The organism is Bradyrhizobium sp. CB3481 (assembly GCF_029714305.1).
GTDB lineage: Bacteria > Pseudomonadota > Alphaproteobacteria > Rhizobiales > Xanthobacteraceae > Bradyrhizobium.
The window spans coordinates 6,128,089-6,141,677 of sequence record NZ_CP121647.1 but is presented as its reverse complement, the minus strand read 5'-3'; the positions used below and the strand labels follow the sequence as shown (position 1 = coordinate 6,141,677).

General features: G+C 62.6%; 13 protein-coding genes. All 13 read left to right on the top strand.

The window, feature by feature from the left end:
• The first annotated feature begins 185 nt into the window (after window positions 1–185).
• The 13 genes from QA643_RS29925 (at window position 186) to QA643_RS29865 (ending at window position 13,581) form a co-directional block, all read left to right on the top strand.
• Entirely contained in the window at window positions 186–1,445 is a 1,260-nt protein-coding gene (locus tag QA643_RS29925; RefSeq protein WP_283029254.1) for a Glu/Leu/Phe/Val dehydrogenase, read from the top strand.
• A complete protein-coding gene (locus QA643_RS29920) occupies window positions 1,442–2,329 on the top strand; it encodes a VOC family protein (RefSeq protein WP_283029253.1) in 888 nt (295 codons plus the stop codon). Before QA643_RS29925 ends, QA643_RS29920 begins: the two co-directional genes overlap by 4 nt.
• A gap of 206 nt (window positions 2,330–2,535) precedes the next feature.
• A complete protein-coding gene (locus tag QA643_RS29915) occupies window positions 2,536–3,195 on the top strand; it encodes a TetR/AcrR family transcriptional regulator (RefSeq protein WP_283029252.1) in 660 nt (219 codons plus the stop codon).
• Between the two features lie 208 nt (window positions 3,196–3,403).
• A complete protein-coding gene (locus QA643_RS29910; RefSeq protein ID WP_283029251.1) occupies window positions 3,404–4,213 on the top strand; it encodes an ABC transporter permease in 810 nt (269 codons plus the stop codon).
• 124 nt (window positions 4,214–4,337) lie between these two features.
• Window positions 4,338–5,336 (top strand): ABC transporter substrate-binding protein, encoded by a 999-nt coding sequence (locus tag QA643_RS29905; protein ID WP_283029250.1) that lies wholly within the window; start codon window positions 4,338–4,340, stop codon window positions 5,334–5,336.
• A gap of 174 nt (window positions 5,337–5,510) precedes the next feature.
• Complete coding sequence (locus tag QA643_RS29900; RefSeq protein ID WP_283029249.1) at window positions 5,511–6,359, top strand: ABC transporter ATP-binding protein; 849 nt, start codon at window positions 5,511–5,513, stop codon at window positions 6,357–6,359.
• 12 nt (window positions 6,360–6,371) lie between these two features.
• Window positions 6,372–7,775, top strand: coding sequence for a hypothetical protein (locus QA643_RS29895; RefSeq protein WP_283029248.1), 1,404 nt, complete (start codon window positions 6,372–6,374; stop codon window positions 7,773–7,775).
• Window positions 7,772–8,923, top strand: a complete 1,152-nt coding sequence (locus QA643_RS29890; RefSeq protein WP_283029247.1) for a Gfo/Idh/MocA family oxidoreductase — start codon at window positions 7,772–7,774, stop codon at window positions 8,921–8,923. Before QA643_RS29895 ends, QA643_RS29890 begins: the two co-directional genes overlap by 4 nt.
• Before the next feature lie 12 nt (window positions 8,924–8,935).
• Window positions 8,936–10,129 (top strand): dihydrodipicolinate synthase family protein, encoded by a 1,194-nt coding sequence (locus tag QA643_RS29885; RefSeq protein WP_283029246.1) that lies wholly within the window; start codon window positions 8,936–8,938, stop codon window positions 10,127–10,129.
• On the top strand, window positions 10,129–10,992 hold the full coding sequence (locus QA643_RS29880; RefSeq protein WP_283029245.1) for a sugar phosphate isomerase/epimerase family protein: 864 nt from the start codon (window positions 10,129–10,131) through the stop codon (window positions 10,990–10,992). Before QA643_RS29885 ends, QA643_RS29880 begins: the two co-directional genes overlap by 1 nt.
• A gap of 237 nt (window positions 10,993–11,229) precedes the next feature.
• Complete coding sequence (locus QA643_RS29875) at window positions 11,230–11,523, top strand: hypothetical protein (RefSeq protein WP_283029244.1); 294 nt, start codon at window positions 11,230–11,232, stop codon at window positions 11,521–11,523.
• Window positions 11,524–11,717: 194 nt separating this feature from the next.
• A complete protein-coding gene (locus tag QA643_RS29870; protein WP_283029243.1) occupies window positions 11,718–12,098 on the top strand; it encodes a hypothetical protein in 381 nt (126 codons plus the stop codon).
• Between the two features lie 118 nt (window positions 12,099–12,216).
• Window positions 12,217–13,581 (top strand): MBOAT family O-acyltransferase, encoded by a 1,365-nt coding sequence (locus QA643_RS29865; protein ID WP_283029242.1) that lies wholly within the window; start codon window positions 12,217–12,219, stop codon window positions 13,579–13,581.
• The last annotated feature ends 8 nt before the right edge of the window (window positions 13,582–13,589 follow it).

The window sequence follows — 13,589 nt, the reverse complement described above, 5'->3', positions numbered from 1 at the left end:
TTATTCGCAACCGTGCCGTCTTTGCAGCTTGAGATGGGAGTATGAGGAGAATACGACCGTCCTTGGGTCCTGTACTTGGAGGTCTTCCTGAGAAGGTCTTGTCCTTAGAGGTATTGGGCATACTGCCGTATAACGGCTGACGGCTGCCCGGGTTTCCCGGCGGCGCGACAAAAGTGGAGGGAATGATGACCGTTTATTCCGGTCCCGTCTTCGACATGGCGGTTAACCAATTTGGCGTCATCGCCAACCATCTGGAAATCCCGATGGACGAGCGCGACCGTATCCTGATGCCGAAGCGGGCGATCACCGTCTCCTGTCCGATTCACCGCGACGACGGTACGGTCGCGGTGTTCGAAGGCTACCGGGTGCAGCATCACCTCACACTTGGCCCCACCAAGGGCGGCACGCGATTCGCCCCCTCCGTCGACATCGGCGAGGTCGCGGCGCTGGCGATCTGGATGAGCTGGAAGTGTGCGCTTGTCGGGCTGCCGTATGGCGGCGCCAAGGGCGGGGTCAATGTCGATCTCTCCACGATTTCCAAGCGCGAACTGGAAGGTCTGTCGCGGCGTTACATGCAGGAGATGATTCCGTTCGTCGGCCCGCACACCGACGTGATGGCGCCCGACATGGGCACCAATGAGCAGGTGATGGCCTGGTTCATGGACACCTATTCGATGTACCAGGGCAAAACCGTGACCGAGATCGTCACCGGCAAACCGGTCTCGTCGGGCGGCACGCTCGGCCGGCGCGAGGCGACTGGCCGCGGCGTCGCCTATCTCGCCAAACGCGTGCTCAAGGAGCTGTCGATCAATCCGGGCACGGCGACCGCGGTGATCCAGGGGTTTGGCAATGTCGGCTCCTATGCCGCGCTGGAACTGCACAATTACGGCCTAAAGATCATCGCCGTCAGCGATCACACCGGCGCGCTGCACGATCCGGCCGGCCTCGATATTCCGGCGCTGATGCGGCATGCCGGCAGCCATGGCAGCATCGCCGGCTTCTCCAACCAGCTGACTTTTGACCCCGAGCAGATCCTCACTTTGAAGTGTGACGTGCTGGTGCCGGCCGCGATGGAGCGGGTGATCGACGCCAAGGTCGCGGAAAACCTCAAATGCCGCGTGTTGGCGGAGGGCGCCAATGGCCCGACCACGCCGGAGGCCGATCTGGTGCTGGAGAAGCGCCAGGGCGAAGTGTTTCTGATCCCCGACATTCTCTGCAATTCCGGCGGCGTCGTGGTCAGCTATTTCGAGTGGGTGCAGGACCTGCAGCAATTGTTCTGGGAGGAAGAAGAGGTGACACGGCGCGAATACGCCATCCTCGATCGCGCCTTCGACACCATGCTGGCACGCGCCAAGGCAGACAAGATTCCGCACCGCACCGCGGCGATGGCGATCGGGGTGGAGAAGGTGCGCGCCGCCAAGAACACGCGAGGCCTGTTCCCGTGATCACTGACCTCGACCACGTCGTCATTCTCACCGGCGACATCAACGCGGCATCCACCGCCTACCAGACGCTGTTTGCCCGCGCGCCGGCCTGGCAGTATGGCGGCGGGGGCGCTGACCGCGTCCTGTTCACGCTTGACAACACCACGCTGGAATTGGTGGCCCCGAACGGGGAGGGCATGGATGCGGACCGCATCCGCGCCGTACTCGATGCGCAGGGCGAGGGGCTGGCGAGCATCTGCTTCCGGACCGGCGACATCGCGAAAATGCATCGCCGGCTCGAGCGGCTGGCGTTGCAGCCGGAGGCGATCGCGGAGGTCGAGAGCCGCGATGCGATCTCGGGTGCGACGCTGTCTTGGAGGCGCACGCGGACCGCAACGGAGGCCTCGCGCGGCGTCCGCCTGTTCTTCCTCGAGCGTGACAAGGAGCGGCCGCCGTCGGTGCCAACTACGGCCGCCGCGATCACGGCATTGGACCATGTCGTGGTTTCGACCTCGGACCCCGAGCACGCCGCTGCCCTCTACGGCGCACGGCTCGGCCTCGACATGGCACTCGACCGCTCGCATCCCGATTGGGGCCGGCTGATGTTCTTCCGCTGCGGCGACCTCATCGTCGAGATCACGCACCGGCCGGGCAAGCAGGCCGATACGACGCAGGATAAATTATACGGCCTGTGCTGGCGCATCGCGGACATCGACGCCGTCCATGCGCGGCTGGTCCAGGCCGGCGCCGACGTCTCCGAAATCCGCACCGGCCGCAAGCCGGGCACGCGGGTCATGACGGTGCGGAAGGGGACCTGCGGCGTGCCGACACTATTGGTGCAGCCATCGGCGGGGAAGGGCGAAAGAGCTTATCCTCCCCTGGAGGGGGAGGATCGGTTCGCATGAAATGCGAACCGAGGTGGGGTGACGGTCTCTCGTCATCCAACAGTGCCCGAGTGGAGAGATCACCCCACCCCGTCACGCCCCTCCAGGGGAGGGTGATCCGTTCTCAAAGCGCCTCTCGCATGCTACAGCTTGCTTCGTGCATCCATCGGGCAACTGATTTGGCAAAGGCAAAACGCGGACAGAAATGGCAACGCGACCCTGAGGGGATGCGACTTCGGATTCTCGAGGCCGCCAAGCAGGAATTCGCCGCCCACGGCCTGGCTGGCGCGCGGGTCGATCGCATCGCGGCCAATGCCGGCGCCAACAAGCGCATGCTGTACTACCACGTCGGCAACAAGGAGGACCTCTATCTCACGGTGCTGGAAGGCGCCTATGAGAAGATCCGTTCCGAGGAGCGGGAGCTCGATCTCGAGCATCTCGATCCGCCGGAAGCGATCGAGCGTCTGATCGACTTCACATGGAATTATTTTCTCCGTAACCCCGAATTCCTGGCGCTGCTGAACACCGAAAACCTGGCCAAGGCGCGCCACCTGAAGCGCTCGACCAAGGTCAAGTCGATGCATTCCCCGTTCGTCGAGATGATCCGCACCGTGGTGACGCGCGGCGTCGTCAGCGGCGATTTCCGTGTCGCCGTCGATCCGGTTCAGCTCTACATTTCGATCGCGGCGCTGTGCTTCTTCTATCTGTCCAACAGCGCGACGCTCTCCGTGATCTTCGGCCGCGACCTCCTGAAGAAGGAGGCGCGGGACGAGCGCCTCGCCCACATGGTGGCGCTGGTGCTGGCGGCGCTGACCGGAAAATCGACCGCGGATTTTGGCAAGGCCATCGCGCAGGGGGCACGGTCGCCCGAGCATCAGCCGGTGTGATTCTGTCGTCCCGGCGAAAGCCGGGACCCATACGCTGCGGCCTTTCGACTTGAGGCGGTAGTCGTTGATCTTGCTTTGACAATTAACGTTCGTGGTTATGGGTTCCTGTGTGAGCAGGAACGACAAAATACCGCACGAAAACCCGCTTGCCAGTATTTATCCAACGGGTTAATTTCTCCTCCGAAAAGACGATACCAGGGAGCGCAACGTGGCCGAGTTGAAGGCTGAAAGTGGCTTGTCGAAAGCGCTGAACGCGGCGTGGGTGCGGCCGTTTCTGTTCCTGATCTTCATCGTGGTGATGTGGGACGTCACCATCCGCCTGTTCCAGATTCCGGCCTATCAGATCCCGGCGCCCGGCGATGTCGTGGCGGTCTTGCGGACGGAGTGGCCGGAATTGCTGCGGCAGTCCTGGCCGACCACCTACGCCACCATTTGCGGCTTCCTGCTGTCGGCGGTATTCGGCATCCCCGTCGCCATGCTGATTGCGGGATCGAAGACGGTGGAAAGCTATGTCTATCCGCTGCTCGTATTCTCGCAGTCCGTGCCGAAGATCGCGATCGCGCCGCTGTTCGTGGTGTGGTTCGGCTTCGGCATCATTCCGAAAGTAATCTCGGCATTCCTGCTGGGATTCTTCCCGGTCGTGGTCTCCGCCGTGCAGGGCTTCAAATCGGTCGATCCTGACATGGTCGATCTCGCGCGCGCGATGCAGGGCAGCCGCTTTCAGGTGTTCCGCGCCGTCAACCTGCCGCATGCTATGCCGGCGATCTTCTCCGGCCTGAAAGTATCGGTCACGCTCGCCGTCGTCGGCGCCGTGGTCGGCGAGTTCGTCGGCTCCAATTCCGGCATCGGCTATGTGATGCAGCGCTCGATCGGAACGTTCGACCTGCCGACGATGTTTGCCGCGCTGGTGATCCTCGCGCTGCTCGGCGTCGTGCTGTTCTGGGTCGTCGATCGCATCGAGCGCCTCGTGATCCCCTGGCACGTCAGCCAGCGTGACGACATCATTTTCGCTTCGTGAAATTACCGTTGGAACGATAGCAGATGACGTCATTGCGAGCGCAGCGAAGCAATCCATGGCGCCGCAAGTTGAGAGATGGATTGCTTCGCTTCGCTCGCAATGACGAAGCAAAGGGAGGAAGACAATGATACGAACGATAGCGGCGGTCTCCGCCGCCCTGATCTGGACCGCGCTTTCGGTGCTTCCGGCATCGGCCGCCGACAAGGTGGTGCTGATGCTGAACTGGTACGTTTATGGCGAGCACGCGCCGTTCTATTACGGCAAGGCCAAGGGCATCTACGCCGCCGAGGGCATTGACCTCGAGATCCAGGAAGGCCGCGGCTCCGCAGCGACCACGCAGGCCGTGGCGGCCAAGACCGCCAATTTCGGCTATGTCGATGTGCCCACCATGATGCGCGCGGCGGTCAAGGGTGCGCCGATCGTTGCCACCGGCGTGCTGCTGCAGACCAGCCCGATGTCGGCGATGGGCTTTGTCGAGAAGAACATCAAGAAGCCCGAGGACATCAAGGGCAAGACGGTGGCGATCACGCCGGCCGACTCGATGACGCAGATCTGGCCGCTGTTCCTGAAGAAGACCGGCCTGAAGGAAAGCGATTTCCAGACGGTAGCGGGCGACGGCCAGACCAAGCTCAACGCCGTCATCAACGGGCAGGCCGATCTCTTGCTCGGCTACGTCATGGACCAGTCGATGAAGATCAAGGACGCGACCGGCAAGGACGTCAACGCGATCAAGTTCGCCGACTACGGCATCAACATGGTCTGCTCGGGCATCGTCGCCAACACCGACTTCGTCAAGGCCAATGCCGACCTCGTCAAGCGCTTCATGTCGGCAACGACCAAGGCGGTCGAAGCAGCCGAGAAGGACCCGAAGGGCGCGGCGCAGTCGATCCTCGACGCCAACCCGAAGGGCGGCAAGATCGAAACGCTGACGCAGGGCTTTGAGCTGACGATTCCGCTTTACCGCACGGCTGAAACCAAGGCCAAGCGGCCGTTCCAGGTGACCGACCAGAACATGACCGACACGGTCAATTTGATGGTCGAGTATGGCGGGCTGGACGCCAAGGCCAAGGACAATCCGAAGGCGTTTTATACCAACGACTACCTGCCGCAGGGCGGTTCGTGAGCAGGCGTTAAAAATTCCATCGTCGTCCCCGCGCACGCGGGGACCCATAACCACCGGCCTGTGTTGTTGCAGAAGGTCTCTGCCAGGCTGCCCAAACGAAAGGGCACGGCGTATGGGTCCCTGCGTTCGCAGGGACGACGGCGGAGCGAGACTTTTCCAAATGGACTCATCTGAATGAACCCGGCGACCAAACCAATCGAGATCAATCAACCGGCCGCGCATCTGCGGCTGGTATCGGATCGCGCCGGCAGCGCGGCGCCGGGGATTACGCTTTCGGGCGTCTCGAAAACCTATCGGTCGCGCGACGGCGACGTGCCGTCGCTGCGGCCGCTGGATTTCCATATCAACGAGGGCGAGTTCTTCGTCGTGGTCGGCCCGTCCGGCTGCGGCAAATCCACGCTGCTGAAGATGATCTCGGGGTTGCTCGCGCCCTCGACCGGCGAAATCACCGTTGATGGCGAGCCGGTGACGAAACCGCACGGCAATGTCGGCATCGTGTTTCAGAATGCGCTGCTGCTGCCCTGGCGCAACATCCTCTCCAACGTGATGTTGCCGATCGACATGAAGAAGCTGCCGCGCGACGAATATCTGCCGCGCGCCAAGTCGCTGCTCAAGCTGGTCGGCCTCGAAGGGTTTGAGAAGAAGCTGCCCTGGCAGCTCTCTGGCGGCATGCAGCAGCGCGCCTCGATCTGCCGCGCGCTGGTGCACGATCCCAAGATCATGCTGATGGACGAGCCGTTCGGCGCGCTCGATGCCATGACGCGCGAGAAGATGAATGTCGAACTGATGCGCATCCAGCGCGAGACCGGCAAGACCGTACTCCTGATCACGCATTCGATCCCGGAAGCGGTGTTTCTGGCGGACCGCGTGCTTGTTATGACCGAGCGTCCCGGCGCGATCGCGGCAATCTATGACGTGCCGCTGCCGCGTCCGCGCTCGCTCGATGCGATGGCCGATCCGGCCTTCACCGAGCTGGTGCAGCGGATTCGCAAGCACTTCTTCACCCAAAGCGCGCTGGATTGAGACAGGCTTTCGATGCCGCCACGTCTAGCCATAAAGGACATCTCCTTTTTTGAACGGCAGGTCGCCTTCGCCCGGCCGTTCCGGTTCGGCGCGGTTGTCATCGACGGCACGCCGCAGGCTTTTGTGCGGGTCGAGATCGAGGTTGAAGGCAAAGGCAGGGCGACGGGCGCAAGCGCCGAGTTTCTGGTCGCCAAATGGTTCGACAAGCGGCCGCATCTCTCGCCGCAGGAGACGGTGACCGAGCTGCGCCGCTCGCTGCTGATCGCGCGGGATATCTATCTGGCACATTCCGGCTTAGAGACCGCGTTCGGTCTGCATGCTGCTTGTATCAGCGCGCAAATCGAGGCCTGCGCCGCCGAGGACATCCCGCCGCTGGCGGCAGCTTACGGGCCGGCCGAAATCGACAAGGCGATTTTGGATGCGTTGTTGCGCTGCACCGGCGCCAACTTCTTCGATGGCATGGCGGCCAACATCGCCGGCATCGATGCGCGCCTGTCACGCGATATCGGCGATGGTGACGTGACCAAGCTCCTCGCCAGCCGCAAGCGGCTGGAGCGCGTGGCCATCAGACATACGGTCGGCATGGACGACGAGGTCGAAGGCGAGGGCGGTGTCGCCGATGCACGTGAAAACGCCGGCGCGCGCTATTTCAAGCTCAAGCTCAACGGCGATCCCGCGCACGATGCCGACCGCCTGATTCGAATCGGCCACGAGCTGGCCACGCTGTCCCATGATTACCGCGTCACGCTTGATGCCAACGAGCAATATTCCGACCTCGCCGTTCTCGGCGCGCTGATTGACCGCCTCGACCGCGACGCCGCGTTGCGGCCGATTGCGTCAAAATTACTTTACATCGAACAGCCGATGCCGCGCGACATCACGCGCCAGTCACCGCTTGGTGCGCTGGCCCGGCGCGATTTCATTGTCGACGAGGCGGATGATTCCTACGACGCCTTCCCGATCGCGCGGGCGCTCGGCTATCGCGGCATCTCCTCGAAATCCTGCAAGGGCATCTACAAGTCGGTGATCAACGCGACCCGCGCCGCCCGATGGAGCGCGGCAGGCGAAAAATGCTTCGTTACGGGCGAGGATCTCACCTGTCAGGCGGGGCTAGCCGTGCAGCAGGATCTCGCGCTCGGCGCGCTGATCGGCGTCACCCATGCCGAGCGCAACGGCCACCATTACGTCGATGGATTTGGCGACACGCCGGCCGCCGAGGCGGAAGCGTTTCTCGCAGGTCATCCCGATCTCTACACCCGCGACGGCGGCAAGGTTCGTCTCGCTGTCCATGACGGCGATCTCCTGACGGGATCGCTGACGACACCGGGCTTCGCCACTTCAGTACATCCGGACTGGTCCGCGATGTCGCCGCTTGCCGAGCCCATAGCCAAAAACTCCCTGGAGAAAGCAGTATGACGACCAAACGCCTCGGCCTGATCATGAACGGCGTGACCGGCCGGATGGGGCTCAACCAGCATTTGATCCGCTCCATCATCGCGATCCGCGACCAGGGCGGCGTGCTGCTGTCGAATGGCGACCGCATGCTGCCCGATCCGATTCTGATCGGCCGCGACGCCGAGAAGGTGGAGCGGCTGGCAAAACGTTTCAACGTGGAGCGCTGGTCAACCGACCTCGACAAGGCGCTCGCCGACAAGAACGACACGATCTTCTTTGACGCCGCCACCACGCAGGCGCGCCCTTCGCTGCTGACGAAAGCGATCGAGGCCGGCAAGCACGTCTATTGCGAGAAACCGATCGCGACCAATCTCGAGGAAGCGGTCACGGTGCTCAAGCTCGCCAACGCCAAAGGCGTCAAGCACGGCACGGTGCAGGACAAGCTGTTCCTGCCGGGCCTGAAGAAGCTCGCCTTCCTGCGCGATTCCGGCTTCTTCGGCCGCATGCTCTCGGTGCGCGGCGAATTCGGCTATTGGGTGTTCGAGGGCGGCTGGCAGGAGGCGCAGCGGCCGTCGTGGAACTACCGCAGCGAGGACGGCGGCGGCATCATCCTCGACATGGTCTGCCACTGGCGCTACGTGCTCGACAATCTCTTCGGCGAGGTCGAGAGCATCTCTTGCCTCGGCACCACAGATATCCCCGAGCGCTTCGACGAGAAAGGCAAGAAATACACGGCGACCGCCGATGACTCCGCCTACGCCACCTTCCGCCTCAAGGGCGGCGTGATCGCGCATATCAACATGAGCTGGGTGACGCGGGTCTATCGCGACGACCTCGTGACCTTCCAGGTCGACGGCACCCACGGCTCGGCAGTCGCCGGCCTGACCGATTGCGTGATCCAGGCACGCCAGGCAACGCCGCGGCCGGTGTGGAATCCGGACGAAAAGCGCACGCATGATTTCTATGCCGATTGGCAGAAGGTTCCTGACAACGCCGTCTACGATAACGGCTTCAAGGAGCAGTGGGAGATGTTCATCCGCCACGTCTGCGAGGACGCACCCTACAAGTTCACGCTGCTGGAAGGCGCCAAGGGCGTGCAGCTTGCCGAATGCGCGCTGCAGAGTTGGCGCGAGCGGCGCTGGATCGACGTTGCCCCGATCAAGGTGTGAGGAGGCCCAAGCATGAACAAGCCTGTCCTGCCGATGTCATCGCTGTTCCTGAAACTGCCGACCGCGGAACGTTCCATCGAGACCTATCGTCTGGCGGCGTCGCAGACGTTTCCGGCGAAGCTTCAGGGCACGCTGAACCGCGTCGCCTTCTCGGCTGCGCATACGGTCGCCGATCCGCTTGCCGACAACGATCCCTGGCTCAGCGCCGCGATCGATTGGGATCGCACCATTGCGTTCCGCGAGCATGTCTGGGACCTCGGCCTTGGCGTCGCTGAAGCCATGGATACCGCGCAGCGCGGCATGGGGCTGGATTGGCCGACATCGCTGGAATTGATTCAGCGCTCGGTGAGGGCCGCGAAGGCGAGGGGCAATGCGCTGGTGTTTTCCGGCGCCGGCACCGACCACCTCGCAGTGGAGGATGCCAAATCGATCGATGACGTGATCCGCGCCTATGAGGAACAGATCGCGGCGGTGGAGAAGGCCGGCGGCCGGATCATCCTGATGGCCTCGCGCGCGCTGGCCAAGCTCGGCCGCAGCGCCGACGATTACGCAAAAGTCTATAATCGCGTACTGTCGCAGGTACGCGAGCCCGTGATCATCCACTGGCTCGGCGACATGTTCGACCCGGCGCTGGCGGGCTATTGGGGCACGACCGATCTCGACAAGGCGATGGATACGGCGGTCGCCATCATCAACGCCAACGCGGCCAAGGTGGACGGCGTAAAGGTCTCGCTGCTCGACAAGCAGCGCGAAATCGACATGCGCCGGCGCCTCGATGAGAACGTCAAGATGTATACCGGCGACGACTTCAACTATGCCGAATTGATCGCCGGCGACGCGCAAGGCTTTTCGCACGCGCTGCTCGGCATCTTCGATGCCATCGCGCCGGCGGCATCCTACGCGCTGTCGCGGCTTGCCGCCGGCGACGAGGCCGGCTTTCACGATGTGCTGGGCCCAACGGTGCCGCTGTCGCGCCATATCTTCCGTGCGCCGACGCGGTTCTACAAGACCGGTATCGTGTTCATGGCGTACCTCAACGGCCATCAGGACCATTTCACCATGGTCGGCGGCCAGGAGAGCACGCGCTCGACGCTGCATCTCGCCGAACTATTTCGCCTCGCCGACAGGGCCGGGCTGCTCTCCAACCCCGAACTGGCGACGCGGCGCATGAAGACGGTGCTGGCAACGCGCGGCATCGAACCTTGATGCGCGATTTCTCTTCGGATCATCGCTGGCTGTCGCTGAATACGGCAACCGTCCGCAAGCAGGGCGATCTCGTCGCCATCATCGAAGCCTGCGCGCGACATGGCATCCGCGCCATCGATCCCTGGCGCGACCAGGTTGCGGCCGTCGGTCTTGACCGCGCGGTGCGGACGGTGCGCGACGCAGGACTCGAATTATCTGGCTACTGCCGCGGCGGCATGTTCACGGCGGACGCCGCGCACCGTATCGAGGCGCGCGACGACAACCGCCGCGCCGTGGACGAAGCCAAGGCGCTGGGCGCGCCGTGCATCGTGCTCGTTGTCGGCGGCCTGCCGCAATATTCGCGCCCCGGAAGCACGGCATCGAAGGATATCGTGGCTGCGCGTACACAGGTGCATGACGCCATCGCGGAGATGCTGGAATATGCGAGGGGGGCCAACATGCCGCTCGCGATCGAGCCCCTGCACCCGGCCTATGCCGCGGACCGTGCCTGCGTGAACACGACGAAGCAGGCGCTTGATATTTGCGACCAGCTCGATCCGCAACGCACCGGCGCGCTCGGCGTTGCGCTCGACGTGTATCACATCTGGTGGGATCCGGAATTGATGCCGCAGATCGCGCGCGCCGGCAAAGACCGCCTGCTCGCATTTCACGTCTGCGACTGGCTGGTGCCGACAAAGGACATCCTCAACGACCGCGGCATGATGGGCGACGGCGTCATCGACATCAAATCCGCGCGAGCAGCGGTCGAGGCGCAGGGCTTTGCCGGCTATTCCGAGATCGAAATCTTCTCCAACGACTGGTGGGGAAGGCCGATGGACGAGGTTTTACAGACCTGTATCGCGCGGCACCGCACGGTGGTCTGAGGGTCGTGTGTCGAGGTCGCTTGTTAGCTGTCTCAATTGCGCACGCTGTTGTCTCGTATGTGAACTGCCGTGAGTTGTGTTTTCTGATAGCGTCGCGCCGTGAGACAGCGCGCGGTTCCGGATTTAACCTTTTGCGCAGCTATTTAGATTAACAAAGGGTTACCGTTGCGCCCGTGAGAACTCCGGCGCTAGCTACGCCGCATGGAGAACGTTTCTCCGCGAGCGATGAGCGACACCATGAAAACTCTTTACGCAATTGCGGCCCTCGTTCTGCTGTCGTCGTCGGCACAGGCCTGGCAGGTCGTGGAGCGCTGCACCTACAGCAAGTTCTTTGGCAGGGTGTGCACGACTTCCTATCTGGATGATGCGCCGCGCAACGCGCAGCAGGAACAGGAAGACGAGAAAGCAAGGCGCGCCAGCATCGAGAAGTGGGAAGCGTTCTGCAAGCCGCGGCGCACCTATGATGAGGAAGGCGTCACCCGCCTGGTCTATGCGCGCAAGGGCTGCGAGTTCGGTCGCAGCAGCGATTAATCTGCCTCTGCTCCTCGCAACTGGCGGGGAGCATTTCCGGGCCTGTGAGCCCGATGGTTCCGCCGCCTTGCCGCGCCCGAACAACCGCTAAATCTTTATCGACCAAATTGCGATCCGGTTAGTCACGCTGCTTTACGGCGCCTCAATGCTTGTCCGTCATTGCTGACAGGGCAGTCATTTCAAGAGGCAGGGCAATGCGCTTCTTCATCGCAATCTCGATTCTCGTCGCTTCGGTCTCGTCCGCGTCAGCGCAATTCGCGATGGACCACGGCCACGCGGCGGACGCCGCAGCGGCCGCACGCGCGGCGAGGGCTGCTGCAGATGCCAAGGCCGCGGCGATCGCCTCCGGCGCGCCGCTGCTTCCGAGCCAGCAGACCAATTTCTATGTCGGCGGTCGCGCCATGGTGAAGGTCGCGCCCCGGACGGCGGAAGAACTGAAGGCCGACGAAGCCGGCCAGGCCGCCTGGAACGCCCGCTGCCGGCCGACCGTGATCGAGGATAGCGAGGGCCTGCGGCGTGTGCGATATGCCGAACGGGATTGCGATCTCTCGCGCTTCAATACCGCCGGCAATTAGCGCTTCCTGACACAAGGGCAGGATCGCGCGGCGGCCGGGCCCGCACCGGCAGCCCCGGTTCCGGCTATGCCCTCCCGAACCGAAATGCTAGAGCTTCCCCGACATCCGTTGGGGCGGCATGACTTTCACATCCTGGCAGTTCGGCGTTTTCGTCGCGCTCGTGTTCGCGGCTTATTACCTGCCGGCGCTGCGGGGCTTTCAGATCCAGCTGCTGGTGTTCGCCAGCCTGTTCTTTTACGGATACGGCCAGCCGGAATTGCTGGCGCTGCTCGCTGTCGCAGTTTTCGGAACCTATCTCTTCCTGATCCTTGCCTTGCGAAACCGGCGGGTCTGGCTGCCGGTCGGCATCGTCTTCAATTTCGCGCTGCTCGCCTTCTTCAAATACAAGTTCCTGTTTCTCGATCCGGCTTCCCCGCGCCTGACCGATTTTGCGCCGCTGGATTTTCTTTTAAAGCTGCCGCTGCCGATCGGCATTTCGTTTTTCGTCTTCCACAACATCAGCCTGCTGGTTGATCTTACCCGGCAGAAGCCGGCGCCACCGACGCTGACCGGGGTCTTCCTCTACATCATCTTCTTTCCGCAGCTGGTGTCCGGTCCGATCACGCGAGCAGAAATATTCATGCCGCAGATCAAGCCGAAATATTTTGCGGACGTTCCGTTCGTCGAGGCCGCGAAATGGATTCTCGCCGGCTTTTTCTTCAAGCTCTATGTGGCGAACAACCTCAATGAGATGACGTCTTACATGAGCTACCCGCTCCATGAGACGCTGCAGACCCAGGACCGCTGGCTGCTGATCTTCCTCTACAGCTACCAGATCTATGCGGACTTCTTCGGCTATTCGGCGATTGCGCTCGGCCTTGGCCTCTTGTTCGGCTACCGCCTGCCGATCAACTTCAATCTTCCCTATATCTCGACCTCGTTCTCCGAGTTCTGGACGCGCTGGCATATTTCGTTGTCGACCTGGCTGCGCACCTATCTCTACATCCCGCTCGGCGGCAATCGTCATGGTGTCTGGCGGACCTATCTGAACCTGATGATCGTGATGGGTCTCGGCGGCCTCTGGCATGGCGCCGGCCTCAGCTATCTGGCGTGGGGATTGATGCACGGTCTGCTGCTGGTGCTCGAACGCCCCTTGCTGGCGCGGCTGGGCTCGATCGACCTTGCGGCGTTCCGGGCGGCGCGCATGACGGTCGTCTTCGTCTTCGTCAGCATGCTCTGGATCTTCTTCAAGCTACCGAACTTCGACCACGCGCTCGGCTATCTCGTGGGAATGTTCACGCCGGGCACAAACCCAAATCCGACAAAGCTGTTCTACAGCCTGGCGCTGCTCTATTCGCTGCCGGTCATGATCCAGCATCTTGGTTTCCGTGCGCTTTCCGAGGGAAGGCTACGCTGGGCGGAGCCATATCTCTACGGCTCGATGGCCGCGCTGATGTATCTGGAGGCCGGCCCGGAAACCTCGTTCATTTATTTTCAGTTCTAGGATGAGAA

Excerpts from the sequence above, each read along its gene's own strand:
- QA643_RS29865 (WP_283029242.1), top strand. The coding sequence starts at position 12,217 with ATGACTTTCACATCCTGGCAGTTCGGCGTTTTCGTCGCGCTCGTGTTC.
- QA643_RS29925 (WP_283029254.1), top strand. The coding sequence starts at position 186 with ATGACCGTTTATTCCGGTCCCGTCTTCGACATGGCGGTTAACCAATTT.
- QA643_RS29870 (WP_283029243.1), top strand. The coding sequence starts at position 11,718 with ATGCGCTTCTTCATCGCAATCTCGATTCTCGTCGCTTCGGTCTCGTCC.
- QA643_RS29900 (WP_283029249.1), top strand. The coding sequence starts at position 5,511 with ATGAACCCGGCGACCAAACCAATCGAGATCAATCAACCGGCCGCGCAT.
- QA643_RS29885 (WP_283029246.1), top strand. The coding sequence starts at position 8,936 with ATGAACAAGCCTGTCCTGCCGATGTCATCGCTGTTCCTGAAACTGCCG.
- QA643_RS29875 (WP_283029244.1), top strand. The coding sequence starts at position 11,230 with ATGAAAACTCTTTACGCAATTGCGGCCCTCGTTCTGCTGTCGTCGTCG.
- QA643_RS29895 (WP_283029248.1), top strand. The coding sequence starts at position 6,372 with ATGCCGCCACGTCTAGCCATAAAGGACATCTCCTTTTTTGAACGGCAG.
- QA643_RS29915 (WP_283029252.1), top strand. The coding sequence starts at position 2,536 with ATGCGACTTCGGATTCTCGAGGCCGCCAAGCAGGAATTCGCCGCCCAC.
- QA643_RS29890 (WP_283029247.1), top strand. The coding sequence starts at position 7,772 with ATGACGACCAAACGCCTCGGCCTGATCATGAACGGCGTGACCGGCCGG.
- QA643_RS29905 (WP_283029250.1), top strand. The coding sequence starts at position 4,338 with ATGATACGAACGATAGCGGCGGTCTCCGCCGCCCTGATCTGGACCGCG.
- QA643_RS29880 (WP_283029245.1), top strand. The coding sequence starts at position 10,129 with ATGCGCGATTTCTCTTCGGATCATCGCTGGCTGTCGCTGAATACGGCA.